The organism is Streptomyces sp. NBC_01320, assembly GCF_035974375.1.
GTDB lineage: Bacteria > Actinomycetota > Actinomycetes > Streptomycetales > Streptomycetaceae > Streptomyces > Streptomyces yanii.
In genome coordinates this window covers 9,131,062-9,157,543 of the sequence record NZ_CP108390.1, presented here as the reverse complement: position 1 = coordinate 9,157,543, position 26,482 = coordinate 9,131,062, and the positions used below count along the sequence as shown (strand labels likewise).

Annotated in this window: 19 protein-coding genes, 3 rRNA genes, 1 pseudogene and 1 riboswitch; of the genes and pseudogenes, 6 read left to right on the top strand and 17 right to left on the bottom strand. The window is 66.0% G+C overall.

The genetic code is table 11. From position 1 onward, the window contains the following. Positions 1-29: 29 nt before the first annotated feature. Both OG395_RS41635 and OG395_RS41630 read right to left on the bottom strand, forming a co-directional pair. On the bottom strand, positions 30-752 hold the full coding sequence (locus OG395_RS41635) for a CPBP family intramembrane glutamic endopeptidase (protein WP_442818647.1): 723 nt from the start codon (positions 750-752) through the stop codon (positions 30-32). Positions 753-1,019: 267 nt separating this feature from the next. Then, on the bottom strand, positions 1,020-1,244 hold the full coding sequence (locus OG395_RS41630; protein ID WP_327247526.1) for a hypothetical protein: 225 nt from the start codon (positions 1,242-1,244) through the stop codon (positions 1,020-1,022). A 35-nt stretch (positions 1,245-1,279) separates the two neighbouring features. Here OG395_RS41630 and OG395_RS58540 point away from each other — a divergent pair. Then, positions 1,280-1,504, top strand: a pseudogene (locus tag OG395_RS58540) (hypothetical protein); the annotation flags it as partial. 64 nt (positions 1,505-1,568) lie between these two features. On the opposite strand, the gene OG395_RS41625 reads toward OG395_RS58540, so the two are convergent. Beyond that, positions 1,569-3,074 carry a glutamate-cysteine ligase family protein gene (locus tag OG395_RS41625; protein WP_327247525.1) on the bottom strand — a complete coding sequence of 502 codons (1,506 nt, stop codon included), beginning with the start codon at positions 3,072-3,074 and terminating at the stop codon, positions 1,569-1,571. A 483-nt stretch (positions 3,075-3,557) separates the two neighbouring features. Here OG395_RS41625 and OG395_RS41620 point away from each other — a divergent pair, with 483 nt between their 5' ends. Both OG395_RS41620 and OG395_RS41615 read left to right on the top strand, forming a co-directional pair. Beyond that, entirely contained in the window at positions 3,558-4,151 is a 594-nt protein-coding gene (locus OG395_RS41620) for a hypothetical protein (RefSeq protein WP_327247524.1), read from the top strand. Between the two features lie 341 nt (positions 4,152-4,492). Then, on the top strand, positions 4,493-4,699 hold the full coding sequence (locus OG395_RS41615) for a DUF5999 family protein (RefSeq protein ID WP_323135913.1): 207 nt from the start codon (positions 4,493-4,495) through the stop codon (positions 4,697-4,699). A gap of 87 nt (positions 4,700-4,786) precedes the next feature. Here the strand turns inward: OG395_RS41615 and gcvP are convergent, their stop codons facing one another. Continuing rightward, positions 4,787-7,672 (bottom strand): aminomethyl-transferring glycine dehydrogenase, encoded by a 2,886-nt coding sequence (gene gcvP, locus OG395_RS41610; protein WP_327247523.1) that lies wholly within the window; start codon positions 7,670-7,672, stop codon positions 4,787-4,789. Between the two features lie 194 nt (positions 7,673-7,866). Then, positions 7,867-7,964, bottom strand: a riboswitch (glycine riboswitch). Positions 7,965-8,065: 101 nt separating this feature from the next. Here gcvP and OG395_RS41605 point away from each other — a divergent pair. Next, positions 8,066-8,446, top strand: a complete 381-nt coding sequence (locus tag OG395_RS41605; protein ID WP_266988158.1) for a PRC-barrel domain-containing protein — start codon at positions 8,066-8,068, stop codon at positions 8,444-8,446. Here OG395_RS41605 and OG395_RS41600 read toward each other — a convergent pair. From OG395_RS41600 to OG395_RS41540, 13 genes are all read right to left on the bottom strand, one after another. Continuing rightward, a complete protein-coding gene (locus OG395_RS41600) occupies positions 8,371-9,825 on the bottom strand; it encodes a DNA polymerase IV (protein ID WP_327247522.1) in 1,455 nt (484 codons plus the stop codon). The genes OG395_RS41605 and OG395_RS41600 overlap by 76 nt on opposite strands. Positions 9,826-9,881: 56 nt before the next feature. Next, on the bottom strand, positions 9,882-10,499 hold the full coding sequence (locus tag OG395_RS41595; RefSeq protein ID WP_327247521.1) for a MerR family transcriptional regulator: 618 nt from the start codon (positions 10,497-10,499) through the stop codon (positions 9,882-9,884). A 168-nt stretch (positions 10,500-10,667) separates the two neighbouring features. Then, positions 10,668-11,141 carry a bifunctional nuclease family protein gene (locus OG395_RS41590; protein ID WP_037690563.1) on the bottom strand — a complete coding sequence of 158 codons (474 nt, stop codon included), beginning with the start codon at positions 11,139-11,141 and terminating at the stop codon, positions 10,668-10,670. 54 nt (positions 11,142-11,195) lie between these two features. After that, positions 11,196-11,939 carry a transcriptional regulator FtsR gene (ftsR, locus tag OG395_RS41585; RefSeq protein WP_327247520.1) on the bottom strand — a complete coding sequence of 248 codons (744 nt, stop codon included), beginning with the start codon at positions 11,937-11,939 and terminating at the stop codon, positions 11,196-11,198. A gap of 17 nt (positions 11,940-11,956) precedes the next feature. Further along, positions 11,957-12,730 carry an FHA domain-containing protein gene (locus OG395_RS41580; protein WP_327247519.1) on the bottom strand — a complete coding sequence of 258 codons (774 nt, stop codon included), beginning with the start codon at positions 12,728-12,730 and terminating at the stop codon, positions 11,957-11,959. Between the two features lie 190 nt (positions 12,731-12,920). Next, positions 12,921-13,709 carry a DUF881 domain-containing protein gene (locus tag OG395_RS41575; protein WP_327247518.1) on the bottom strand — a complete coding sequence of 263 codons (789 nt, stop codon included), beginning with the start codon at positions 13,707-13,709 and terminating at the stop codon, positions 12,921-12,923. Between the two features lie 5 nt (positions 13,710-13,714). Further along, a complete protein-coding gene (locus tag OG395_RS41570; RefSeq protein ID WP_023543062.1) occupies positions 13,715-14,047 on the bottom strand; it encodes a small basic family protein in 333 nt (110 codons plus the stop codon). Next, complete coding sequence (locus OG395_RS41565; protein WP_327247517.1) at positions 14,044-14,964, bottom strand: DUF881 domain-containing protein; 921 nt, start codon at positions 14,962-14,964, stop codon at positions 14,044-14,046. The genes OG395_RS41570 and OG395_RS41565 overlap by 4 nt, the downstream gene beginning before the upstream one ends. Positions 14,965-15,062: 98 nt before the next feature. Further along, entirely contained in the window at positions 15,063-17,558 is a 2,496-nt protein-coding gene (locus OG395_RS41560; protein ID WP_327247516.1) for a mannose-1-phosphate guanyltransferase, read from the bottom strand. Positions 17,559-17,672: 114 nt separating this feature from the next. After that, entirely contained in the window at positions 17,673-18,281 is a 609-nt protein-coding gene (locus OG395_RS41555) for a CDP-alcohol phosphatidyltransferase family protein (protein WP_327247515.1), read from the bottom strand. A gap of 142 nt (positions 18,282-18,423) precedes the next feature. After that, a 5S ribosomal RNA gene (rrf, locus tag OG395_RS41550) occupies positions 18,424-18,540 on the bottom strand. Positions 18,541-18,619: 79 nt separating this feature from the next. Further along, positions 18,620-21,744 (bottom strand): 23S ribosomal RNA (locus OG395_RS41545). Between the two features lie 297 nt (positions 21,745-22,041). Then, positions 22,042-23,567 (bottom strand): 16S ribosomal RNA (locus OG395_RS41540). The 16S, 23S and 5S rRNA genes sit together here, the layout of an rRNA operon. Positions 23,568-24,268: 701 nt before the next feature. Here OG395_RS41540 and OG395_RS41535 point away from each other — a divergent pair. Both OG395_RS41535 and ptsP read left to right on the top strand, forming a co-directional pair. Further along, entirely contained in the window at positions 24,269-24,718 is a 450-nt protein-coding gene (locus OG395_RS41535) for a PTS sugar transporter subunit IIA (RefSeq protein WP_327247514.1), read from the top strand. Between the two features lie 75 nt (positions 24,719-24,793). Continuing rightward, on the top strand, positions 24,794-26,464 hold the full coding sequence (ptsP, locus tag OG395_RS41530; protein ID WP_327247513.1) for a phosphoenolpyruvate--protein phosphotransferase: 1,671 nt from the start codon (positions 24,794-24,796) through the stop codon (positions 26,462-26,464). Positions 26,465-26,482 lie beyond the last annotated feature (18 nt).

Genomic DNA, 26,482 nt, shown 5'->3' with positions numbered 1-26,482 from the left:
AGGGATCCGTACGCCCTTCTCCCGCCCTCTCACAAAGTGGGCAGCCACCCCACCTTTCCGGCCAGCAGCGCGTATCCGACGAAGGCTCCGATGTCGAGCAGCGCATGCGCCGCGACCAGGGGCCCGACGCGCCCCCAACGCCGGTACAGCAGCACGAAGACGACGCCCATCACCATGTTGCCGATGAACCCGCCGATCCCCTGATACAGGTGGTACGAGCCGCGCAGCACCGAACTCGCCACCAGGGCGGCCATGGGCGTCCACCCCAACTGCCCGAGTCTGCGCAGGAGATACCCGACGACGATCACTTCCTCCAGCACGGCGTTCTGAAGTGCGGAGAGGATCAGCACCGGGAACTTCCACCACACGTCGGGCAGCGACTCCGGAACCACCGTGAGATTGAAACCGGCGGCCCGCGCCACCAGATAGAAGGCCAGTCCGGCGCTGCCGATGCCCGCCGCGATCACCGTGCCGCGCCCCAGGTCCGACCCTGGTCGGGTCCGGTCGAAGCCGATGGCCCGGAGGCCCACGCCCTCCCTGATCAGCAGATGCGCCACCAGCGCCACGGGGACCAGGGCCGTGGCGATACCGAAGAGCTGCCAGGCGAGATCCAGCCATGGCCGCCCCGGGGCGTATGAACTGTTGAGCGTCGCGGCCTGATCCTTCAAACCCCCTGGTTTCGTCAGTGATCCGACAAAACTGATCAGGGCAGACACTCCGCTTGCGCCCAGCGAGAGAGCCAGCACCAGCATGGTTTCGGACCGCAGAATCCGCCGTGACACGGCCTCTTGGGGACAAGAATCAGCCACGCGCCCCTCCGTCACCTGTACACCTGCCTTCAGTTGTGCATTCGCATCTCATCCCGCCCCCCGTCCCGCCAGGGTCTCGAATGCAGGTACGAAAATCATGCGCGACCGGCCGGGGGACGACCACCAATGGTGATGGTGTGGTCCCCTTTTTCCTTGTTCATCCTCAAGGAGGGGCACCACCGACATGGGACGTCACAGCTTGCCCGACGACTACGCGACGGATGGCAGCGGGGACGGTGCTCCGCCGCGCCGCCGCCGCACCGTGGTCATCGCCACCATGCTCGTCCGCGCCGTGGCGGCAGGTACGACAGTCGCGGTGCAGGGTGGCGTGCTGTCGTTCTCGAAGTCGTGCGAGGACTCCGCGGTACGGCTCACGGTGATGGCCTCGCCCGACATCGCCCCCGCCGTGCGTGCCGCCGCCGACAAGGCACGCACGGACGAAACAAAGTCCGACGGGCATTGCCTCCACTTCCCGCAGCGGGCTGATCGCGGAGCTCAAGCGGATCACCGACCCCGAGCGCCCGGTACCGCTCCTCGCCATCGCGGTCGGCCCCGATGCCGACCGCGAAGAGGTGGAGGAGATAGCCAAGGTGACCGGTGGCGGCGGGTACCAGGTCAACGACCCTGCCGAGATCCAGGCGGTGATTCTGCAGGCGGTGATGACGGCCGGGCAGGCCGGCCGCGCAGCCCAGGAACAGCCCTGCCAGGGCCGGCACCGGCCGGGGACGGCAGAGGGCGCGCTGAGGCACACCCACCGGGCTACGACACAGGGAGACCCACCGGCCAGCTGTGCACCGGTTCGCCGGCGTGCATCAACTCGGCGTACCGGCGGGTGGTGGCCGCGAGCGCCGCGTCCCGGCCGAGCCCGGCGTCCAACCCCCGGTGGTACGTGTCCGCCTGCCAGGACGCCCCGTTCACCCGCCGTTTGCAGCGCTCCTCGATGACCCCGAGGTAGTGGTCGCGGTCCGCGGGCTCGATGTTCCAGGCGTCGAGTCCCGCCGCGGCGAGCGGCAGCAGTTCGTCCCGTACAAGAGTGACGGCCGCCACCCGCGTCAGCCCGCCCGACCGCCCCGGCCGGGGCCAGACCAGCTCGGCGTCGATGCCTCGGCGGCAGGCGGTGTCGAAGTTCTCGGCCGCCGCGGCGAACGGCAGCCTGGTCCACACCGGGCGGGACTCCTCGGCGAGCGCCCGCACCAGGCCGTAGTAGAGCGCGGCGTTGGCGATCACGTCGGTGACGGTCGGCCCGGCGGGCAGGACACGGTTCTCGACACGGAGATGGGGTACGCCGTCGGCCAGGCCGTACACCGGCCGGTTCCAGCGGTAGACCGTACCGTTGTGCAGCACGAGTTCCTGGAGCCCCGGCACCCCGCCCTCGTCGAGCACCCGCAGCGGGTCCTCCTCGTCGCAGATCGGGAGCAGCGGCGGGAAGTAGCGCAGATTCTCCTCGAAGAGCTCGTACGCCGAGCTGATCCATCGCTCGCCGAACCAGGTCCTCGGACGCACCCCCTGGTTCTGCAGTTCGGGCGGCCTGGTGTCGGTGGCCTGCTGGAAGAGCGGGGGCCGCGACTCCCGCCACAGCTCCCTGCCGAACAGAAAGGGCGAGTTGGCGCCGAGGGCGATCTGAACGGCGGCGACGGCCTGGGCGGCGTTCCACACGTCCGCGAAACGCGCCGGGGTGACCTGCAGATGCAGCTGGACCGACGTGCAGGCCGCTTCGGGTGTGATCGAGGTGGAGGTGCAGACCAATCGCTCCACGCCTTCGATATCGAGGGCGAAATCCTCGCCGCGCGCCGCCACTATCTGCTCGTTGAGCAGCGTGTAGCGGTCCACGTCCGAGAGGTTCGCCGCGACCAGGTCCGCGCGGCCGAGAGTCGGCAGCATTCCGATCATCATGATCCCGGCAGCGACCTCGCCCGCCTTCCGATGCGCATATCCGAGACCGGTCCTGAGCTCCTCGGCGAGCTGATCGAAAACACGACCGTCCAGGTGATGCGGAACTATGTTCACTTCCAGATTGAACATCCCCAGTTCGGTCTGGAAATCACGGCTCGCGATCCGCTCGAGCACCTCCGCATTCATCATCCGGGGCAGGCCGTCCGAACCCGCCAGATTGAGTTCGATCTCCATGCCCATGAGGTTGCGGGGGCGGTCGAACCTCTGCTCCGCCAGGAGCCTCCCCAGCCCCTCCAGGCACAGGTGAAGTTTCCTCCGGTACCTCTGCCGATCGGACAGGTCAAAGGCGCCCGCCACGACCTTCTCCCCCATCGAAGAGTCCCTCCGCAAGTGGGCAGCCCGCGGCCCAGGCCGCTCGCGTCACGATCGATAATGCCCAGGGGAGATGATCCATAACGCCCCCGTGGACAGCGCGGACCCATTAATCTGATGGCGGTCGTCCCGGGCACATTCCGACGGCATGTAGCACGGTGCAGTTTCCGCCGGCCGGCGGGTGGTGAAAACGCCGACGCGATTCGGCCTACCGCGGCTGCGGAAAAACACCAGGCGGGAGCTGCGCGGCTCACCCCGAATCAGCAGAATCTCCGCATAATAAAGTCTCGATACCGCCTTGTCGGCAATACCTGCGACGGCTAGTGGAAACACCGCGTGAACACGTGTCGTATAAACTCCGCGGACGAGGCAGAGAGTTGACGCACCGGCCCAGTCACCGGCCTCCTCTGGCCCCGCACGCCGACAGCGCCGTCTGCACCCGCCCACGCATCACCGTGTCTCCGAAGTGAGAGGCGACCCACTATGCCGCTGCATGTTCCCCCGGCTCCCGCGCCTGCCCTGCGCAGCGTCCTCACGGCACTCGGTTCACCCACCGCAGTCCTCGAGGCCCGCACCCCGGCTCTCCGGTCCGTCCAGGGACCTCTGAGCCCCGAACTCCCGCTCCCCGTCCATCTACTGGACCGGATCGGCCCGAGCGGGCTCGCGCCACGCACCCGGCTGACCGCGTGGCGCTTCCAGATCCGCAGCTCTGAGCGGGCCGTCGCCGCAGCCGACACCATGCTCACCCCGGACGGCTGGGCCTTCTCGCACTTCTTCGAGGGCCCCTACATCGCCTCGACCGAACTCGCCCTGCGCCAGACGGAGACGCTGACACCCCACTACCAGCCCCGCCTGCTGTCGATCCCGGAGCTCTACATGCTGACGCTGTGGCTGCACGAGGACGTCGAGGCCGACCCGTCCGGGGGCACCCTCGCCCCCACCGATCTTCTGGTACCGCTGGCTCCCGCCCCACCGGGTATCGCGGCACACCGCCCGCACCGGGTCTCCGATCTGCTCCCCGTGATGACCCTGCGCATCACGCCCGGCCCCGGCCCCCTGCTCGGTTCACCGGTCTGACCCCGTCCCGCCTCCGGCACGCCGTACTGTGCCCCGTCGCCGTTTCCGGTGGCGGGGCACAATGCTGCGGGACACGCGGGGCGGGACGGCGGGGGCGCCCCCGGTCCCATCCGGACTAGTCCGGTCCGGCCACCCCGAACCACCCGAAGGGACAGTGCAGTTGTGTTGAACCGTCCGGCCGGGTGATGCGTCATGAGAGTAGGAGCAGCGCTGCCGCGAAATCCCTGCGGATTGGCGCCCGTAGGGCAACACTGGAACCGGACCGATTGATACGGGGGGCGGCCATGAACACCTCATCAAGCCGCAGGACACTCACTACAACGCAGCGAAAGAACCCAGCCATGTGCCAGCACAAGCCACCCTGCCCGACCGCCGACTCAGCCGACCGGGAAGCCGCACGCCTGATGGCACACCACCCGGAACAGGGCTGGAGCCTGCTGTGCAACGGCGTCCTGCTCTTCGAGGACACCGGTGAGCTGCTCCCGGACGGGCAGATCATCGCTCCGCACCGGCCGCTGGACGCCGGCCGGGTGATGAAGGCCGCCTGACCGCGGCCCGTAAGAAACGGGGGCCGGCCCGGAGAAGATCTCCGAACCGGCCCCGACGCATGTCCGCGTCACACCCGAACAGGTGAGTCAGTTGTCGTACTCGTCCAGCGGCGGGCAGGAGCAGACGAGGTTGCGGTCACCGAACGCACCGTCGATCCGGCGCACCGGCGGCCAGTACTTGTCGGCGGCCGAGACGCCGGCCGGGAAAACGGCCGTCTCACGGCTGTACGCGTGCGTCCACTCCCCGCCGAGCATGGCGGCGGTGTGCGGGGCGTTGGTCAGCGGGTTGTCGTCCACGCTCCACTCGCCGGAGGCCACCTTCTCGACCTCCTCGCGGATGGCGATCATCGTGTCGCAGAACCGGTCGAGCTCGGCGAGGTTCTCGCTCTCGGTCGGCTCGATCATCAGCGTGCCCGCCACCGGGAACGACATGGTCGGCGAGTGGAAGCCGTAGTCGATCAGACGCTTGGCGATGTCATCGACACTGACCCCGGTCGCCTTGGAGATCGGCCGCAGATCGACGATGCACTCGTGCGCGACCAGACCGGCCGGGCCGGTGTACAGGATCGGGTAGTGCGGTTCCAGACGCTTGGCGATGTAGTTGGCCGCGAGTACGGCGACCTGCGTCGCGTGCTTGAGGCCCTCCCCGCCCATCAGGCGTACGTACGCCCAGGAGATCGGGAGAATACCGGCCGAGCCCCACGGCGCGGCCGAGATCGGGCCGACACCGGTCTCGGGGCCCGCGGCGGGCTGCAGCGGGTGGTTCGGCAGGTACGGCGCCAGGTGGGCGCGCACGCCGACCGGGCCGACACCGGGGCCACCGCCGCCGTGGGGGATGCAGAAGGTCTTGTGCAGGTTCAGGTGCGAGACGTCGCCGCCGAACCGGCCAGGCTTGGCGAGTCCGACCAGTGCGTTGAGGTTGGCGCCGTCGACGTACACCTGGCCGCCGGCGTCGTGCACCTCGGCACAGATGTCGGCGACGTGCTCCTCGAACACACCGTGCGTCGACGGGTACGTGATCATGAGCACGGCGAGTTCGTCGCGGTGCTTCTCGATCTTGGCGCGGAGGTCCTCGACGTCGACCTCACCGTCGTCGGCGGTCTTCACCACGACGACCTTCATGCCCGCCATCACGGCGCTCGCGGCGTTGGTGCCGTGCGCGGAGGACGGAATGAGGCAGACGGTCCGCTGCTCGTCGCCGTTGGCCCGGTGGTACGCACGCACGGCCAGCAGGCCCGCGAACTCGCCCTGCGAGCCCGCGTTCGGCTGGATGGAGACCGCGTCGTAGCCGGTGACCTCGGCGAGCCGCTCCTCCAGCTCACGGATCAGCGTGAGGTAACCCTCCGCCTGCTCGGCCGGCGCGAACGGGTGCAGCGCGCCGAACTCGGGCCAGGTGATCGACTCCATCTCGGTGGTCGCGTTCAGCTTCATGGTGCAGGAGCCGAGCGGGATCATGCCGCGGTCCAGCGCGTAGTCACGGTCGGCGAGCTTGCGCAGGTAGCGCAGCATCGCGGTCTCGGAGCGGTGCTGGTGGAAGACCGGGTGGGTGAGGATCGCGTCGGTACGCAGCAGGGATTCGGGCAGTGCGTCGGCGGCAGCGGCGTCCAGCGCCTCGATGTCACCGTCGGCGCCGAAGGCGGCCCAGACGGCGGCGAGCTGCGCACGCGTGGTGGTCTCGTCGCAGGCGAGGGAGACCCGGTCGGCATCGACAAGACGCAGGTTGACCCCGCGGTCGCGGGCGTCGGCCACGACATCCGCCGCCTTGCCGGGGACACGCACGGTGAGCGTGTCGAAGTAGACGCCGGTCTCGACGTCGGCCCCGGCCGCGCGCAGTCCCTCGGCCAGGATCGTGGCGTAGCGGTGAGTGCGCTGCGCGATCGTCCGCAAGCCGTCGGGACCGTGGTAGACCGCGTACATCCCGGCCATCACGGCGAGCAGCACCTGCGCGGTACAGATGTTGCTGGTGGCCTTCTCGCGACGGATGTGCTGCTCGCGGGTCTGCAGGGCGAGGCGGTACGCCTTGTTGCCGTCCACGTCGACGGAGACACCGACGAGGCGGCCGGGCAGGCTGCGGGCGAACTTCTCGCGTACGGCCATGAAGCCGGCGTGCGGTCCGCCGAAGCCCATCGGCACACCGAAGCGCTGCGTGGTGCCGACGGCGATGTCCGCGCCGAGGTCGCCGGGCGAGGTCAGCAAGGTCAGGGCGAGCAGGTCGGCGGCAACGGTGACGATCGCGCCGAGCTCGTGGGCCTGCTCGATGACGGGCTTGATGTCGCGGACGGCGCCGGAGGCACCCGGGTACTGGAGCAGTACACCGAAGACACCGCGCTCGGCGATCTCGGCGGGGATACCCGCGGCGAGATCGGCGACGACGACCTCGACACCGGTCGGCTCGGCGCGGGTCTCGATCACGGCGATGGTCTGGGGCAGGGTGTCGGAGTCGACCAGGAAGACGCCGTCCTTGACCTTGCCGACACGTCGGGCGAGCGCCATGGCCTCGGCGGCGGCGGTGCCCTCGTCGAGCAGCGAGGCGCCGGAGGTGGGCAGCCCGGTCAGCTCGGCAACCATCGTCTGGAAGTTGAGGAGCGCCTCCAGGCGGCCCTGCGAGATCTCCGGCTGGTACGGCGTGTAGGCCGTGTACCAGGCGGGATTCTCCATGACGTTGCGGAGGATCACCGGCGGCGTGAACGTGCCGTAGTAGCCGAGCCCGATCATCGGGGCGAGCACCTGGTTGCGGTCGGCAAGGGTGCGCAGCTCGGCCAGGACCTCGGCCTCGGTACGGGCCGACGGCAGGTGCAGCGCCTCCGCACTCTTGATCACATCAGGCACTGCGGCCGCGGTGAGGTCGTCGAGCGAGCCGTAACCGACCTGGGCGAGCATCTTCGCCTGCGCCTCGGCATCGGGGCCGATGTGGCGCTGCTCGAAGGGGATGCCCTGCTCCAGTTGGGAGAGCGGAGTGCGACGGGGGGTCATGGTGGAGGCCTCCTGGTCTGTCACGACCTGCGAGGGGCACCACGGCGCGGGTGCCCGGACGGCCTCCCCCTCTGTCATCTCAACCTGAGAGCTTCACCGGTGCGCCCTGAGGCGTACCGGCTTTCACCGTCGGTGAGGGAGGGATCCGTCCCGGCTGCTGCCGCAACGAAACCCGCCCTGCTTTCCAGAGTGACCTCGTCCGTGCGGTACGGGGGCCTGAGAGATTCCGGGGAGGATTTGCTCCTTCGGCGCCTGCCGGATGTGCTCCGGAAGACTCTCCCGCACGGGGTCAGCAGCCATCACCAGCCTACCAGCGGGGCTCGCGACGGAATTCTCAAGTGGCCGACAGCCCGAATCTGCACTTTCGTAGACCCTGTGGAGTAGCCGCGACCAATGGGAGGGACCGTGCAGACCGACATCGATCCGCGCAACCTGATCGGGCGCAAGGCATTCGACCGCAAGGGCACCAAGATCGGAACTGTGGACGAGGTGTATCTCGACGACGCGACCGGCATACCCGAGTGGGCGGCCGTGCGTACCGGACTGTTCAGCAGGGACGCCTTCGTGCCGCTTGAGCCCAGCGAATTCGTCGACGACGTGCTTCGGATCCCCTTCGACCGTGCGCTGATCAAGGACGCACCCGACTTCGGCGTGGGCCGCCATCTCTCGCCGGAACAGGAGCTTCAGCTCTACCGGCACTACGGCCTGGACTCACCGCCCGACGAGCCGGGCCCGGACCGGGATTTCGGCAGCCTGGCCGGCCAGGACGAGTAATCCACCGGATCACGCACCAGCGGGAGCGGATCGGCCGGCTGCAGCTCCGGATCGTCGACACGGAACGTCCGCACCCGGCCGGGCGGTGACTCGGGTTCCTCGAACCGCACGGTCACCCGGCCCACCCCACTGCCCTGCACCCAGCCGTGGCCGTAGGTGTCATGGCATACGTCGTGCCCGGCGGGCCAGCGCCGGGCCGCGAGCTGTTCGGCGGTCTCCTGCTCCTGCGCCCCGTCCGTCGGCTCGTCCCCGTGGCCGCCCGCGTCCTGTTCCTCACGGGCCGGGACCTCGGGCGCGGCCTGCTCACCGGCTGCCTGGGCGAAGAGATCCTCCTGCGTGTAGTCGGCGAGCCCCGTGACGCCCACCCCGAGCAGCCGCACCCCTCCGGTGGTGTCCACAGCCTCCAGGAGCCGTGCAGCGGCCTCTCTGACCACTGTGGGGTCGTCCGTCGGCCCCCGGAGCGTCTCGGACCGCGTGAGCGTCGAGAAGTCGTATCTGCGCACCTTCAGCACCACGGTGCGTCCCGAGCGCTCCGCGGCCCGCAGCCGCTGGACACAACGGTCCGCCAGGCGCTCGACCTCCGTCCTGACCCGGACCCGGTCGTGCAGATCCATGTCGAAGGTGTCCTCGACCGACACCGACTTGGCGTCGCGCTCGGCCACGACGGGGCGGTCGTCGTACCCGAGAGCCATGCGATGGAGCGCGACGCCGTGCGCCTTCCCCAGCAGTCGTACGAGCTCCGCCTCGCCGGCCGTGGCCAGGTCGTCGACCGTGGTCATCCCGGCCCGCCGCAGATGGTCCCCGGTGGCGGGGCCCACGCCGGGCAGGATCCGTACGGACATCGGGGCGAGCAGATCCCGCTCAGTGCCCGGCTCGATGACCAGCAGCCCGTTCGGTTTCGCCTCCTCCGAGGCGATCTTGGCCAGCATCTTGGAACCCGCGAGGCCCACCGAGCCGGTGAGCCCGGTGACGGCTCTGATGGCGTCGCGCAGCTGCTCGCCGATGGCCCGCGCCGAGGCGGTGTCGTCGGCAGTCCCACCGGCCTCCAGATCGACGAACGCCTCGTCCAGGCTGAGCGGCTCCACCAGTGGTGACAGCTGCCCCAGCAACCCCATCACCTGGTCGCTCACCGTCCGGTACAGGGTGAAGCGGGGCACCAGGTAGGCGGCATTGGGCGCCAGCCGCCGGGCCTGCGCGGTCGGCATCGCCGAGTGCACCCCGAAGCGCCGCGCCTCGTAGGACGCGGTGGCGACGACCCCGCGGGGGCCCAGCCCGCCGACCACGACCGGTTTGCCGCGCAGGCTCGGTTTCGCCGCCTGCTCGGCCGAGGCGTAGAAGGCATCCATGTCCAGATGCAGGATGGTGGGCGCGGCTCTCACATCAACCGATGCTGCCCTACGGCACTGACAATCGCCGCGCCCCGCTCCGCGGCCCGTCAGACGGCGCGGTTGCGCCGCCGCGCGAGCTCGTCGGTGGGGTTGTGGCCGATCAGCGTCTCGCCCGTGTCCACTCGCTCGCCGTGCAACTGCGACAGGGCGGCGTCGACATCCCTCCAGACCACGCCGACGGCGATGCCGAAGACCCCTTGGCCCCCCTGGAGCAGATCCACGACCTCGTCGGGCGAGGAGCACTCGTAGACGGTCGCGCCGTCGCTCATGAGCGTCATCCGCTCAAGATCCTGGAACCCCCGGGCCCGCAGATGCTGGACCGTGGTGCGGATGTTCTGCAGGGCGACGCCCGTGTCGAGGAAGCGCTTCACGATCTTCAGCAGGACAACGTCCCTGAAGCTGTAGAGGCGCTGCGTGCCCGATCCGTAGGCCGGCCGCACGCTCGGCTCGACGAGCCCGGTGCGCGCCCAGTAGTCGAGCTGCCGATAGGTGATCCCCGCCGCCGCGCACGCCGTCGGCCCGCGATAGCCGATGTCGCCGACCGCTGCCGCCCCGTCCCCCGCCATCGCCGCCGGTTGAACCGGTTGCCTGATGGTGTGGTCGGCTGTACTTCCGTGCTGCCGGTAGGGCCCACCCGCTGCCGTACCGTCGCCGCTGCTTCTCACGCCGACCTCCGTCCTTGACCTGCCATCTCGAAGGTAGGCAGTCGCTCGGGGTGCGTCAACGATCGCCACACTCGGCACGCCGAGTGATAATCACCCTGAGGGTGGTTTGCCGTGTCCCGTTCCCGGGAAAGGCTTGTCGAATGCGCTGACGGCGACCCTGCTGGACGGTCACTGACTGTTGGTACCGAAGTCCTCCGGCGAGATCTGGTCGAGGAACTCCCGGAACTTCTCGACCTCGTCCTCCTGCTCGTCGGGGATGGAGATCCCCGCGTCGTCGAGCACCCCGTCACTGCCGTAGATCGGCGTGCCGGTGCGCAGCGCGAGCGCTATGGCGTCGGACGGCCGCGCGCTCACCTCGACCCCGCCGGCGAAGACCAGCTCCGCGTAGAAGACCCCTTCCCTGAGGTCCGTGATGCGGACCTCGGTGAGTTCCTGGCCCAGGGCCTCGAGCACATCCTTGAAGAGATCATGGGTCAGTGGCCTGGCCGGAGCCATGCCCTGCTGGGCAAAGGCGATCGCGGTCGCCTCACCAGGACCGATCCAAATGGGGAGGTACCGGTCGCCTCCCACTTCACGCAGGAGAACGATCGGTTGGTTGGAGGGCATTTCCACCCGGACACCCACAACGTCGAGCTCGTTCACACAGCAACCCTAGGACGTGCTCGGCAGGTTTGGGTAGTCGGGCTCCCACGCGACTCAGTGGAGCCGGATCCGCAGAGCGGTCTGCACAAGGGCCGAATGAAGCCGTACGGAGAGCTCCGCGAGCTCCTTCGCCTTGGCCTCCGCATGGGCTCTGGTCTGCGGATTCCGATGTCGGCGCAAGGGCGCGACCACCTGCTCGATCAGACCGGCCTCGCGTTCCGCAGCCCCGCGCATCGCCCGCAGATGACGCGGTTCCAGACCGAATCGACCCAGATCCGCCACAAGTTTGGCAACGGTCACCGTCTCGGCGTCGTAGCCACCCTCCGTCGTCGGAGCGATCAGCCCGTACGCCTCCCACTCCTCGAGCTCGCTCTCGGTGACCTCGGCGGCGGCCAGGAGCTCCGCACGCCCGATCCGGGCCGCGGTGGCCCGCCAGGACTCGCCGTCCCAGGAACCGTCGGTCAGGTCCCGCGGACCGCCCGCGGCCGGCAGGGACACCTGCTCGCCGCGGGCCAGGGCGTCCAGGTGCTCGCGGATGACCTTGAGCGGAAGATAGTGGTCCCGCTGCATCCGCAGCACCTGCGCCAGCCGCTCAACGTCTTCGGGGCGGAATTTGCGGTAGCCGGAGGGGGTCCGCTGCGGCTCGACGAGCCCCTCGGCCTCCAGGAAGCGAATCTTGGAGATGGTGACTTCGGGAAATTCGTCCCGCAGCTGCAGGAGCACCGTGCCGATGCTCATGGCCCGGTCGTCGGCGGTGGCGGTGCCGTGACCGGCACCGCCCGTCGGTGTTCTCAGCATGGACCTTCCCTGACGGGTCAGATGCCCCGCTGGCTTGCGTAGAAGACCAGCCGGTACTTCCCGATCTGCACTTCGTCGCCGTTGGACAGCGCGACGGAGTCGATGCGCTCACGATTGACGTACGTGCCGTTGAGGCTGCCGACATCCCCGACCGTGAAGCTGCCGTCGGAGTTCCGGCGGAACTCCACGTGACGGCGGGAGACCGTCACGTCATCGAGGAAGATGTCGCTCTGCGGGTGGCGGCCGGCCGTGGTCAGCTCGCTGTCCAGCAGGAAGCGGCTGCCGGAGTTCGGACCGCGGCGCACCACCAGGAGCGCCGAGCCGAGCGGCAGGGCGTCGACGGCGGCCTGGGCCTCCGGTGAGAGGTAGGGCACGGACGTCTGGCCCGTCGCCTCCGCCTCGTACGCCTCAAGACCGGAGATGGAGATGGTCGACGTCGTCTCCGAAGGACGCTCCGCAGACGCGCCTCCACGCAGCGGCGCACCACAGTTGGAACAGAAACGACTGGCCTCGGCGTTGCGATGGCCGCACCTCGTACAGACCGGCATGGACCCAAACCCTCCACCCGTACTTGAGGTTGATGGATCCCCGAAACCTATGCGGCCCGGACCGGCAGGGTCAACAGACGACGCGCCGGTTTCACCCGAAATGTCACCGCCCGGACCCGACACCTCGTCACGGAAGAGCGGGCGATCAGTGCCCTGCTCCTCGGCCTGGCCATGGCGCGGTGCGCGATGACGGGCCGCGTCATCGCGGGCGCTCTTGCCGAACAACTTCGCAAACAACTTCACGGGCGATTCCCCTTGACCGAAACAGACCCGCCCGTGGGGCAGGACGAACCCTGACTGAACACACCTGCCGACCCGGACATCTTCACAACGTCCGTATCCACTCGACAGTTTCCACCACACGCCACCATTACGATGCGGCGACCCCCCGCAACCACTTGCCCGTGTCCTTCGAGCCCCGTGTCCTGCGCCCTCACTGGGATGACGACCGAGCGTAGTCAGGCTGCTCCGCAGGTCGCAAGGCGTCCACGACGATGTCGTCGGCCTGCGCCACATGCACGGTCGCCTGCTCCTTCTCCAGCGTCTGCACGACACCACCGGGGATGTTCAGCGCCGGCTCCAGATCCTGCGGTTTGCCGATCACCTTGAAGACGTACGGCGCGGAGATGGACCGGTCGTCGACCTTGATGGCGCCACCGTCGCCGGAGAAGTACGTATTGGCCACCACCCTCACCCCGTTGACCTCGATCGCCTCCGCCCCGGCCGCTCGCAGCTCCTGGAGGGCGTCGAGCAGCATGTCCGCCTGCACCGCGTCCCCCGGATCGTTGATCGTGAGCGTGATCCCGGGCCCGTGTGCCGCCACGGTGCCCGCGAGGACACCGAGTTGCCGTTCCTTCTCCACGGTCTGCTTACGGGCCTCCTCCGCCTGGTCCGAGCTGTTCTCCAGCTCCGTACGCTGATCGTCCAGACGCTGCTTCTCATCCTCAAGACGCTGCGTACGGTCATCGAGTTCATCGAGAATGCGGACCAGATCCTCCTGGCGGGCACCGCGCAGTGAGCTGTTGTCACTGTTCGACCGCACCTGGATCGCCAGACCCAGCCCCAGGACGAACAGCAGCAGCGCCACGATGAGTTGCGCGCGGGTGACCCGGGGCGGCCACAGCCCGGCGATCAGCCGCTGGCGCCCCGTGAGCTGCTCGGGCATGTCGGCCTGCCGCTCGCCGGTGCGCTCCTGGTCACGGGGAAGCTCTTCGTTGCTCATCGGCCTCAGGCCCGGAAGACGTGCCGGCGGATAGCCGCGGCGTTGGAGAAGATGCGGATACCGAAGACGACGACCACACCGGTGGAGAGCTGCGCTCCGACACCCAGTTTGTCGCCCAGGAACACAATCAGTGCGGCGACGACGACGTTCGAGAGGAACGACACCACGAAGACCTTGTCGACGAAGATGCCGTCGAGCATGGCCCGCAGACCGCCGAAGACTGCATCGAGAGCAGCCACGACAGCGATCGGGAGATAGGGCTCGACCACCGCCGGTACCTCGGGCCGGACCAACAGTCCGACCACGACTCCCACGACGAGGCCCAGTACGGCGATCACGATGTGCCCTTCCCTGTGTCTGCCGCACCACTGCCGGTGTCTGCGGCCTTCGGCTCTGCTGTTCGTACGATGAGGCTGGGCGCAGCCGGGAGGCGCACCTCGTCCTGGACGGACATGCTGGTCCGGATGTCGAAGGTGTCCTTCAGCGCCCTCAGGTACTGGCCGTCGGCACTGTCCTCGAAAGCGGTGCTGAGCCGCTTCCCGTCCCCCACCGCAAGCACCGTGTACGGCGGCACGAGCGGTTTGTTGTCGACCAGTATGGCGTCGCCCGCGGCGCGGATCGCCGACAGGGCCGTCAGCCGCTGCCCGTTGATGGAGATGGCCTCCGCGCCGGACTGCCAGAGGCCGTTGACGACCCGTTGCATGTCCCGGTCGCGCACCCGCCCCGTGTCGGTGAAACCGCTGGTCTCACGCGGTCCGCCGCCGCCCTGGTCGGTGTCCTTGGCATCGTCGACGACGAGTTTCACACCGGGCCCCTTGACGGCGGTCGCCCCGGCGAGCAACGCCACGAGCTGCCCCTGGTCCCCGCCATGCTTTTCCAACGCTTTACGTTGCCGCTCGCCCACGTCGTCACGGGCTTTGTCGACCTGGGACTCGAGCTTGTCGGCCGCCGACGTCTCCTTGTCGATACGTTCGATGAGCTCCTCGCGCTCCTTGGCGAGGACCGGCGCCGATACACGCGCCTCCGCGGCGCCCAGGGTGACGACGAGAGCAGCCAGCACGAGGCCCGCCGCGAGGCCCAGTTTCGCCTTCAGTGTGCGGGGCATGGCCGCACCCCCGTCGGCCTTGCGCTTGGCCGTGGCCTCGGCGTAGCCGTCGTCCAGGCTGTGGTCCATCACATTGGTCAGCAGCGACATGGACGCGTCAGGGCGCGCGGGCGGCGAGGCGGTACTCCGATCGGGGGGCTGCTGCGACATGCCGCACATCGTCGCACGCCGCGACTGCTACCGCCGAATGGCCCCACCCGTGCGCCGGGAGGCGTCTGCACGACACCTCCCGGCGCACCGGCGGCAGGTCACTGACCTGCGCTGTCCACGATCGCCGACCATTCGTCGAGCAGTTCCTGGGCCGAGGCGTCGTCGGGGCCCTCCGCCCACAGATGGGTGACGGCCTCGGCCGGGTCGGGAAGCACCATCACCCAGCGCCCGTCCGCCTCGACGACCCGCACGCCGTCGGTGGTGTCGACGTCACGGTCCCCGGCGGCTTCCACCACGCGACGCATGACCAGTCCCTTGACGGCCCAGGGCGTGGCCAGGTCGCGGCGCAACACGTGCGCCAGGGGAATCCGGGCATCGATCTGGCTGAGCGTGAGCTGCGTCCGCGCAACGAGCCCGAGAAGCCGCACGAAGGCTGCCGAACCGTCGAAGACGCTGCTGAATTCGGGAACGATGAAACCGCCCCGCCCGTCGCCGCCGAAGATGGTGCCTTCCTCGCGTCCCACGCGCGTCAGGTCGTCCGGCGACGTCGTCGTCCATTCCACCTGTGTGCCGTGGTAGGCGGCGACCTGCTCGGCGACCCGCGTCGTGGTCACCGGCAACGCCACCCGGCCGCTGCGCCGCTCCGCGGCCACCAGATCGAGCAGGACCAGAAGGGCTCGATCGTCCTCAACGATCCGGCCCCGCTCGTCGACCAGGGAGAGCCGCTCCCCGACCGGGTCGAAGCGCACTCCGAACGCGGCCCGTGCCGAGGACACGATCTCCCCGAGCCGCACGAGCCCGGAGCGCCGGGTGTCGGCGGACTCCGTGGGCCGTGATTCGTCGAGCCCGGGGTTGATGGTCAGCGCGTCCACGCCGAGCCGCCCGAGCAGACTAGGCAGAACAAGCCCGGCGCTGCCGTTGGACGCATCGACGACAACCTTGAGACCGGCAGCAGAGATCCCTGTGGTGTCCACATTGCGCAGCAGTGCCCCGGTGTAGGAGTCGAAGACGCTGGACGGAAAGTGCAGATCCCCGATCTCGCCCGGGAAGGCCCGGCGGTACTCCTGGCGGGCGTAGACCCGGTCCAGCTTCCGCTGCCCCGCCTGGGAGAGGTCTGCCCCCCGCTCGTCGATGAACATGATGTCCACCGAATCAGGCACCCCCGGCGACGTACGGATCATGATCCCGCCCGCGCTGCCTCGAGCGGTCTGCTGACGCGCGACCGGAAGCGGCACGTTCTCCAGGTCCCGTACGTCGATGGCGCTGGCCTGCAACGCCGAGATCACGGCCCTCTTCAGCGCACGGGCGCCACGGGAGTGGTCACGGGCGGTGGTGACGGTCGAACCCTTCTTGAGGGTGGTGGCGTACGCACCGGCGAGCCGGACGGCGAGCTCCGGCGTGATCTCCACGTTCAGGATTCCTGAGACACCTCGGGCGCCGAAGAGATGTGCCTGGCCCCGCGACTCCCAGATCACCGAGGTGTTGACGAAGGCGCCGGCCTCGATGGTCTTGAACGGGTAGACCCGGACATTGCCCTGAATGATCGATTCCTCACCGACCAGGCACTCGTCCCCGATGACCGCACCGTCCTCGATGCGGGCAGCCCGCATGATGTCGGTGTTCTTACCGATCACGCAGCCGCGCAGATTGCAGTGCTGACCGATGTAGACGTTGTCGTGGATCACGGCCCTGTGCAGGAACGCCCCGGTCTTGACGACAACGTTCGAACCGACGACCGTGTGCTCGCGGATCTCGACACCGGCCTCGATCTTCGCGTAGTCCCCGATGTAGACGGGTCCGCGGAGCACTGCGTCAGGATGGACGTCGGCGCCTTCCGCAACCCATACACCGGGCGAGATCTCGAAGCCGTCGATCTCGACGTCGACCTTGCGCTCCAGGACGTCGGCCTGGGCCTTCACATAGCTTTCATGCGTGCCCACGTCCTCCCAGTAGCCTTCGGCGACATAGCCGTAGATGGGCTTGCCTTCCTTCATGAGCTGCGGGAAGACATCACCGGACCAGTCCACCGAGACGTCGGCTTGGACATAGTCGAAGACCTCGGGTTCCATGACATAGATGCCCGTGTTGACGGTGTCCGAGAAGACCTGGCCCCAGGTGGGCTTCTCCAGGAATCGCTCGACCTGGCCCGCCTCGTCGACAATCGTGATTCCGAATTCCAATGGATTCGGAACTCGGGTCAGGCACACGGTGACCAGTCCGCCCTTTTCCTTGTGGAAGGCGATGAGGTCGGTGAGGTCGAAGTCCGTGAGCGCATCACCGGAAATGACGAGGAAGGTATCGTCCTTGAGCGCTTCCTCGGCGTTCTTTACGCTGCCGGCTGTCCCGAGAGGTTTCTCCTCGTTGGCATAGGTGAGCTCCATTCCGAGCTCTTCGCCATCGCCGAAGTAGTTCTTGACGAGGGAGGCGAGAAACTGGACGGTCACGACGGTCTCATTGAGCCCATGCCGTTTCAGCAGCCTCAGCACATGCTCCATGATCGGCCGATTGGCGACGGGCAGGAGCGGCTTGGGCATGCTGGAAGTCATGGGGCGAAGGCGTGTGCCTTCACCACCAGCCATCACGACGGCCTTCATGTCGGAAACGTCCTCCTTGAAGAGACGACGGTTTAGCCGACTTCGCCCGTCAGGGCAACATCTCAGAGTTCAGCCGCGGACCGGCCACACTGCGCGGCACCGCATCAAACGAGCTCAATCGGCTACTGCATCCGCCTTGACGAGTCGGCGGACCTGAACCACGTAGAGGATCCCTGCCCACCAATAGAGCGTTGTACCCCATCCTGCGAACGCCCATCCGAAAACAGCGGCGAGCGATCCAAGCCAACCACTTGAGTCGCTGAGCAGCAACAAGGGGAAGGCGTACATCAGGTTGAACGTAGCCGCCTTCCCCAGGAAGTTCACCTGGGGTGGTGGATAGCCGTGGCGTCGCAGGATTCCGACCATCACGAGAAGCATCAGTTCACGGGCCAGGAGTGCCGCCGTGAGCCAGAGTGGAAGGATCTCCCGCCAGGTCAGTCCGACAAGGGTCGAAAGGATGTAGAGGCGATCAGCGGCCGGGTCCAGGAGCCGCCCGAGGCTGCTGATCTGGTTCCATCGGCGGGCGAGTTTACCGTCGAGGTAGTCGCTGATGCCGCTGAGCATCAGCACGAGCAGCGCCCAGCCATCGCTCTTGGGTCCGCCGAACTCCGGGCGAAGAATCAGCCACAGGAAGAGCGGTACCCCGACAAGGCGCGCCATGCTGAGGATGTTGGGGATGGTGAGGACCCGGTCCGTCTGAACCCGAGTCTCCTGGACCTCCACCCGGGGGCCTCCTGTGAACGTGCCAATGATGCCCCCTGACCCTACCCTCAGCCTTCGCCGGCACATGCACGGGGGTGACAAAGGGGCCCCGTGAACGCAGAAAAGCCCCGCACCAGAGGTGCGGGGCTTTCCCGGAATAATTGTTCGGCGGCGTCCTACTCTCCCACAGGGTCCCCCCTGCAGTACCATCGGCGCTGAAAGGCTTAGCTTCCGGGTTCGGAATGTAACCGGGCGTTTCCCTAACGCAATGACCACCGAAACACTATGAAATTAACCAACACCGGGCAACAACACGGCCGTTCGTTATTTCAGAACTAACACAGTGGACGCGAGCAACTGAGGACAAGCCCTCGGCCTATTAGTACCAGTCAGCTCCACCCGTTGCCGGGCTTCCACATCTGGCCTATCAACCCAGTCGTCTACTGGGAGCCTTAACCCCTCAAAGGGGGTGGGAATACTCATCTCGAAGCAGGCTTCCCGCTTAGATGCTTTCAGCGGTTATCCTTTCCGAACGTAGCCAACCAGCCATGCCCTTGGCAGGACAACTGGCACACCAGAGGTTCGTCCGTCCCGGTCCTCTCGTACTAGGGACAGCCCTTCTCAATATTCCTACGCGCGCAGCGGATAGGGACCGAACTGTCTCACGACGTTCTAAACCCAGCTCGCGTACCGCTTTAATGGGCGAACAGCCCAACCCTTGGGACCGACTCCAGCCCCAGGATGCGACGAGCCGACATCGAGGTGCCAAACCATCCCGTCGATATGGACTCTTGGGGAAGATCAGCCTGTTATCCCCGGGGTACCTTTTATCCGTTGAGCGACAGCGCTTCCACAAGCCACTGCCGGATCACTAGTCCCGACTTTCGTCCCTGCTCGACCCGTCGGTCTCACAGTCAAGCTCCCTTGTGCACTTACACTCAACACCTGATTGCCAACCAGGCTGAGGGAACCTTTGGGCGCCTCCGTTACTCTTTAGGAGGCAACCGCCCCAGTTAAACTACCCATCAGACACTGTCCCTGATCCGGATCACGGACCCAGGTTAGACATCCAGCACGACCAGAGTGGTATTTCAACGGCGACTCCACAACCACTGGCGTGGCTGCTTCAAAGTCTCCCACCTATCCTACACAAGCCGAACCGAACACCAATATCAAACTGTAGTAAAGGTCCCGGGGTCTTTCCGTCCTGCTGCGCGAAACGAGCATCTTTACTCGTAGTGCAATTTCACCGGGCCTATGGTTGAGACAGTCGAGAAGTCGTTACGCCATTCGTGCAGGTCGGAACTTACCCGACAAGGAATTTCGCTACCTTAGGATGGTTATAGTTACCACCGCCGTTTACTGGCGCTTAAGTTCTCAGCTTCGCCGACCCGAAAGTCAGCTAACCGGTCCCCTTAACGTTCCAGCACCGGGCAGGCGTCAGTCCGTATACATCGCCTTACGGCTTCGCACGGACCTGTGTTTTTAGTAAACAGTCGCTTCTCGCTGGTCTCTGCGGCCACCCCCAGCTCACCGAGTAAATCGGATCACCAGTGATGGCCCCCCTTCTCCCGAAGTTACGGGGGCATTTTGCCGAGTTCCTTAACCATAGTTCACCCGAACGCCTCGGTATTCTCTACCTGACCACCTGAGTCGGTTTAGGGTACGGGCCGCCATGAAACTCGCTAGAGGCTTTTCTCGACAGCATAGGATCATCCACTTCACCACAATCGGCTCGGCATCAGGTCTCAGGCTCATGTGTGACGGATTTGCCTATCACACGCCCTACACCCTTACCCCGGGACTACCACCGCCCGGGCTGGACTACCTTCCTGCGTCACCCCATCGCTTACCTAGTACAAGTCTGGTTCGTCGGCTCCACCACTACCCTCAACTCCGAAGAGATCGGGCCGGCTTCACGGACTTAGCATCGCCTGATTCAGTATTGGGCGTTTCAAAGCGGGTACCGGAATATCAACCGGTTGTCCATCGACTACGCCTGTCGGCCTCGCCTTAGGTCCCGACTTACCCTGGGCAGATCAGCTTGACCCAGGAACCCTTAGTCAATCGGCGCACACGTTTCTCACGTGTGTATCGCTACTCATGCCTGCATTCTCACTCGTGAACCGTCCACAACTCGCTTCCGCGGCTGCTTCACCCGGCACACGACGCTCCCCTACCCATCCGTACTCCCGTTGGGGATACATGTACGAATGACACGACTTCGGCGGTACGCTTGAGCCCCGCTACATTGTCGGCGCGGAATCACTTGACCAGTGAGCTATTACGCACTCTTTCAAGGGTGGCTGCTTCTAAGCCAACCTCCTGGTTGTCTCTGCGACTCCACATCCTTTCCCACTTAGCGTACGCTTAGGGGCCTTAGTCGATGCTCTGGGCTGTTTCCCTCTCGACCATGGAGCTTATCCCCCACAGTCTCACTGCCGTGCTCTCACTTACCGGCATTCGGAGTTTGGCTAAGGTCAGTAACCCGGTAGGGCCCATCGCCTATCCAGTGCTCTACCTCCGGCAAGAAACACACGACGCTGCACCTAAATGCATTTCGGGGAGAACCAGCTATCACGGAGTTTGATTGGCCTTTCACCCCTAACCACAGGTCATCCCCCAGGTTTTCAACCCTGGTGGGTTCGGTCCTCCACGAAGTCTTACCTCCGCTTCAACCTGCCCATGGCTAGATCACTCCGCTTCGGGTCTTGAGCGTGCTACTGAAACGCCCTGTTCGGACTCGCTTTCGCTACGGCTTCCCCACACGGGTTAACCTCGCAACACACCGCAAACTCGCAGGCTCATTCTTCAAAAGGCACGCAGTCACGACTATTGCTCCGAAGAACAACAGCGACGCTCCCACGGCTTGTAGGCACACGGTTTCAGGTACTATTTCACTCCGCTCCCGCGGTACTTTTCACCATTCCCTCACGGTACTATCCGCTATCGGTCACCAGGGAATATTTAGGCTTAGCGGGTGGTCCCGCCAGATTCACACGGGATTTCTCGGGCCCCGTGCTACTTGGGTGTCTCTTAAACGAGCCGTCAATGTTTCAGCTACGGGGGTCTTACCCTCTACGCCGGACCTTTCGCATGTCCTTCGCCTACATCAACGGTTTCTGACTCGTCTCACAGCCGGCAGACCGTGAAAAAGAGATCCCACAACCCCGCATGCGCAACCCCTGCCGGGTATCACACGCATACGGTTTGGCCTCATCCAGTTTCGCTCGCCACTACTCCCGGAATCACGGTTGTTTTCTCTTCCTGAGGGTACTGAGATGTTTCACTTCCCCTCGTTCCCTCCACACTGCCTATGTGTTCAGCAGCGGGTGACAGCCCATGACGACTGCCGGGTTTCCCCATTCGGACACCCCCGGATCAAAGCTCGGTTGACAGCTCCCCGGGGCCTATCGTGGCCTCCCACGTCCTTCATCGGTTCCTGGTGCCAAGGCATCCACCGTGCGCCCTTAAAAACTTGGCCACAGATGCTCGCGTCCACTGTGCAGTTCTCAAACAACGACCAGCCACCCATCACCCCACCCGAAAAGGGCGAGTTCACTGGGGCCGGCAACTGAAGGCGACCATACGGCCGTACCCTCAGACACCCAACAACGTGCCCGACACAACCGATCCCTTCCCACGTTCCACGCCGAAGCAGTACTAGTGAAAAACAACCTGTCGTGCCGAATAGTCAACGTTCCACCCATGAGCTGACCACCGTCGAACATTTGCCGACGTAGTGGCTCTGGATTCCTTGCGGAATCTAGATGCTCCTTAGAAAGGAGGTGATCCAGCCGCACCTTCCGGTACGGCTACCTTGTTACGACTTCGTCCCAATCGCCAGTCCCACCTTCGACAGCTCCCTCCCACAAGGGGTTGGGCCACCGGCTTCGGGTGTTACCGACTTTCGTGACGTGACGGGCGGTGTGTACAAGGCCCGGGAACGTATTCACCGCAGCAATGCTGATCTGCGATTACTAGCAACTCCGACTTCATGGGGTCGAGTTGCAGACCCCAATCCGAACTGAGACCGGCTTTTTGAGATTCGCTCCGCCTCGCGGCATCGCAGCTCATTGTACCGGCCATTGTAGCACGTGTGCAGCCCAAGACATAAGGGGCATGATGACTTGACGTCGTCCCCACCTTCCTCCGAGTTGACCCCGGCAGTCTCCTGTGAGTCCCCATCACCCCGAAGGGCATGCTGGCAACACAGAACAAGGGTTGCGCTCGTTGCGGGACTTAACCCAACATCTCACGACACGAGCTGACGACAGCCATGCACCACCTGTATACCGACCACAAGGGGGGCACCATCTCTGATGCTTTCCGGTATATGTCAAGCCTTGGTAAGGTTCTTCGCGTTGCGTCGAATTAAGCCACATGCTCCGCTGCTTGTGCGGGCCCCCGTCAATTCCTTTGAGTTTTAGCCTTGCGGCCGTACTCCCCAGGCGGGGAACTTAATGCGTTAGCTGCGGCACCGACGACGTGGAATGTCGCCAACACCTAGTTCCCAACGTTTACGGCGTGGACTACCAGGGTATCTAATCCTGTTCGCTCCCCACGCTTTCGCTCCTCAGCGTCAGTAATGGCCCAGAGATCCGCCTTCGCCACCGGTGTTCCTCCTGATATCTGCGCATTTCACCGCTACACCAGGAATTCCGATCTCCCCTACCACACTCTAGCCTGCCCGTATCGACTGCAGACCCGGGGTTAAGCCCCGGGCTTTCACAACCGACGCAACAAGCCGCCTACGAGCTCTTTACGCCCAATAATTCCGGACAACGCTTGCGCCCTACGTATTACCGCGGCTGCTGGCACGTAGTTAGCCGGCGCTTCTTCTGCAGGTACCGTCACTTTCGCTTCTTCCCTGCTGAAAGAGGTTTACAACCCGAAGGCCGTCATCCCTCACGCGGCGTCGCTGCATCAGGCTTTCGCCCATTGTGCAATATTCCCCACTGCTGCCTCCCGTAGGAGTCTGGGCCGTGTCTCAGTCCCAGTGTGGCCGGTCGCCCTCTCAGGCCGGCTACCCGTCGTCGCCTTGGTAGGCCATCACCCCACCAACAAGCTGATAGGCCGCGGGCTCATCCTTCACCGCCGGAGCTTTTAACCCCGTCCCATGCGGGACAGAGTGTTATCCGGTATTAGACCCCGTTTCCAGGGCTTGTCCCAGAGTGAAGGGCAGATTGCCCACGTGTTACTCACCCGTTCGCCACTAATCCACCCCGAAGGGCTTCATCGTTCGACTTGCATGTGTTAAGCACGCCGCCAGCGTTCGTCCTGAGCCAGGATCAAACTCTCCGTGAATGTTCTCCCGTGATCGGGATGACACACACGAGAGCGGAACGACCGGTCGGAATAGGACCGATCGTTCACAGCGTCCTCGCTGTGTAATTGCCTACCGGAACCGTGAGGCCCGGCAGGACTTTCAAAGGAACCTCGAACCTGCCGAAGCAGGCCGGGGTATCAACATATCTGGCGTTGACTTTTGGCACGCTGTTGAGTTCTCAAGGAACGGACGCTTCCTTTGTACTCACCCTCTCGGGCTTTCCTCCGGGCTTTCCCTTCGGTCTTGCGTTTCCGACTCTATCAGACTCTTTCGTGTCCGATTCCCGGTCGAAGCGGGCCTCCTGCGAAGCAGAAGATTTATTACTGCGCCTTTCAGGTTTTCGCTTTCGCTTTTCCCTTTCCGGCGATTCCGACTCTATCAGGCCTTTTCCGTTTCCTTGACCAGCTGCCTGCAGGCATGCAGGTGCCGAATCCGGGTTAAAGTCTGGGCTTGATGGTCGCCGCCGACCCCCGACTCAAAGTCGCGTTGGGGCCAGGCAGGAGTACGACAGTACAGGTCGCAGGTAGTCGAGGCAAATCGTTTCCGGTGCCCCCTAGGTCCGTGAAGCCGCAGGACTCGGGCGGAACCGGGACTTCTTATGACTTACGCTGCTGAACAGTACGCCGCCCCCTACAGGCCGCGGCGGCGCCAAATGAAGCTTCACCCTGGGAGGCTCCCTATGACCACTGTGACGTCCCCTCTTGCCGGACGCGCCATCGGACTCGCGGCGGTACCCGACCCGGTCTTCTCCGGCGCGATGGTGGGGCCCGGAACTGCCGTTGATCCTGTGCGCGAGCCGTCGGAGGCCGTTTCGCCCGTGGACGGAATCATTGTCTCCCTGCACCCGCACGCGTTCGTCGTCGTGGACGAGCAGGGGCATGGGGTGCTGACCCACCTGGGCATCGACACCGTGCAGCTCAATGGCGAGGGCTTCGAGCTGCTCGTCAACAAGGGCGACACCGTCACGCGCGGTCAGGGCATCGTGCGCTGGAACCCGGTCGCGGTGGAAGAGGCCGGCAAGTCCCCGATCTGCCCGATCGTCGCGCTGGAGGCCACTGTCGAGTCGCTCTCCGACGTCCGTGAGGACGGGGATGTGAAGGTCGGCGAGGCGCTGTTCGGTTGGCAGTGACGCACTCGGCGCAGTAACAGGCAGTCGGTACACATCGCGGTGGCACGGGATCGCCGCACAATCGGAGACGGTGAAATGGAGACAACGCTGCGAGGCGTCGGCGTGAGCCACGGTGTGGCGATCGGCGAGGTTCGGCACATGGGTACGGCCGTGCTGGAGCCGCCGGCCAAACAGATACCGGCGGAGGAGGCCGAGCGCGAGCAGGGGCGTGCTCGCCAGGCTGTGGACGCTGTCGCGGCCGACCTGATTGCGCGTGGCAATCTGGCCGGCGGCGAGGCACAGGCCGTGCTCGAGGCGCAGGCCCTGATGGCTCAGGACCCCGAGCTGATGGCCGATGTGGACCGTCGGATCGCCGTCGGGAGCAGTGCCGAGCGTGCGGTGTACGACGCCTTCGCCGCCTACCGGGCTCTGCTCGCCGGTGCCGGAGAGTACCTGGCGGGACGGGTCGCGGACCTCGACGACGTGCGCAACCGGATCGTGGCGCGGTTGCTCGGTGTGCCGATGCCAGGTGTGCCGGACAGCGACGAGCCGTATGTACTGATCGCACGGGATCTGGCGCCTGCCGATACGGCGCTGCTCGACCCCACGCTGGTGCTCGGCTTCGTCACCGAGGAGGGCGGACCGACGAGTCACAGTGCGATTCTCGCGCGGGCGCTCGGTGTGCCGGCCGTAGTGGCTCTCCCCGGGGCCGGTGAGCTGGCCGAGGGCACCGTGATCGCGGTCGACGGCAGCACCGGCGAGATCTTCGTCGAGCCGAGCGACGAGAAGCGTGCCGAGATGGAGAGCGCTGCGGTTGCGCGCAAGGCCGCGCTGTCCGCGTCGACCGGTCCGGGTACGACGTCCGACGGTCACAAGGTGCCGCTGCTCGCCAATGTGGGCGGGCCCGGCGACGTGCCGGCGGCGGTCGAGGCCGGCGCCGAGGGTGTGGGGCTGTTCCGTACGGAGTTCCTGTTCCTGGACGACAGCAAGCAGGCGCCGTCCGAGGAGAAGCAGGTCGCGGCGTACCGGGCGGTGCTGGAGGCGTTCCCCGAGGGGCGTGTCGTGGTGCGGGTGCTGGATGCCGGCGCGGACAAGCCGCTCGACTTCCTGACGCCCGCGGACGAGCCGAACCCGGCGCTGGGTGTGCGGGGGCTCCGCACTCTGCTGGACCACCCGGAGGTGCTGCGGAGCCAGCTGACCTCGCTGGCGAAGGCCGCCGAGGGACTTCCCGTCCATCTGGAGGTCATGGCGCCGATGGTGGCGGACCGTACGGATGCGAAGGCGTTCGCCGACGCGTGCCGGGCGGCCGGGCTGGAGGCGAAGTTCGGCGCGATGGTGGAGATTCCGTCCGCCGCTCTTCGGGCCCGCTCGATCCTGCAGGAGGTGGAGTTCCTGTCGCTGGGCACCAATGACCTGGCGCAGTACACCTTCGCCGCCGACCGTCAGGTGGGTGCGGTGTCGCGGCTGCAGGATCCGTGGCAGCCCGCGCTGCTGGACCTCGTGGCACTGTCGGCCGATGCGGCCAAGGCCGAGGGCAAGAGCTGCGGTGTCTGTGGTGAGGCCGCCGCCGATCCGCTGCTCGCCTGTGTGCTGACCGGTCTGGGTGTCACCTCCCTGTCGATGGGTGCCGCGTCCATTCCTTATGTCCGGGCCACGCTGGCGAAGCACACGCTCGCGCAGTGCGAGCGTGCCGCTGCTGCCGCGCGCGCCTCGGATTCCGCCGATGAGGCGCGGCTCGCGGCTCAAGCGGTGCTGTCGGGCGAGTAGGTCCGCGCGGCCGGTCGC

Bases quoted from the DNA above. Each gene is read 5' to 3' on its own strand.
- OG395_RS41635 (WP_442818647.1), bottom strand. From the start codon at position 752: ATGCTGGTGCTGGCTCTCTCGCTGGGCGCAAGCGGAGTGTCTGCCCTG.
- OG395_RS41615 (WP_323135913.1), top strand. From the start codon at position 4,493: ATGTGCCAGCACAAGCCACCCTGCCCGACCGCCGACTCAGCCGACCGG.
- OG395_RS41560 (WP_327247516.1), bottom strand. From the start codon at position 17,558: ATGAAGGCCGTCGTGATGGCTGGTGGTGAAGGCACACGCCTTCGCCCC.
- ftsR (WP_327247520.1), bottom strand. From the start codon at position 11,939: ATGCTGAGAACACCGACGGGCGGTGCCGGTCACGGCACCGCCACCGCC.
- OG395_RS41605 (WP_266988158.1), top strand. From the start codon at position 8,066: ATGGGAGGGACCGTGCAGACCGACATCGATCCGCGCAACCTGATCGGG.
- ptsP (WP_327247513.1), top strand. From the start codon at position 24,794: ATGGAGACAACGCTGCGAGGCGTCGGCGTGAGCCACGGTGTGGCGATC.
- OG395_RS41575 (WP_327247518.1), bottom strand. From the start codon at position 13,709: ATGAGCAACGAAGAGCTTCCCCGTGACCAGGAGCGCACCGGCGAGCGG.
- OG395_RS41535 (WP_327247514.1), top strand. From the start codon at position 24,269: ATGACCACTGTGACGTCCCCTCTTGCCGGACGCGCCATCGGACTCGCG.
- gcvP (WP_327247523.1), bottom strand. From the start codon at position 7,672: ATGACCCCCCGTCGCACTCCGCTCTCCCAACTGGAGCAGGGCATCCCC.
- OG395_RS41625 (WP_327247525.1), bottom strand. From the start codon at position 3,074: ATGGGGGAGAAGGTCGTGGCGGGCGCCTTTGACCTGTCCGATCGGCAG.
- OG395_RS41565 (WP_327247517.1), bottom strand. From the start codon at position 14,964: ATGTCGCAGCAGCCCCCCGATCGGAGTACCGCCTCGCCGCCCGCGCGC.
- OG395_RS41620 (WP_327247524.1), top strand. From the start codon at position 3,558: ATGCCGCTGCATGTTCCCCCGGCTCCCGCGCCTGCCCTGCGCAGCGTC.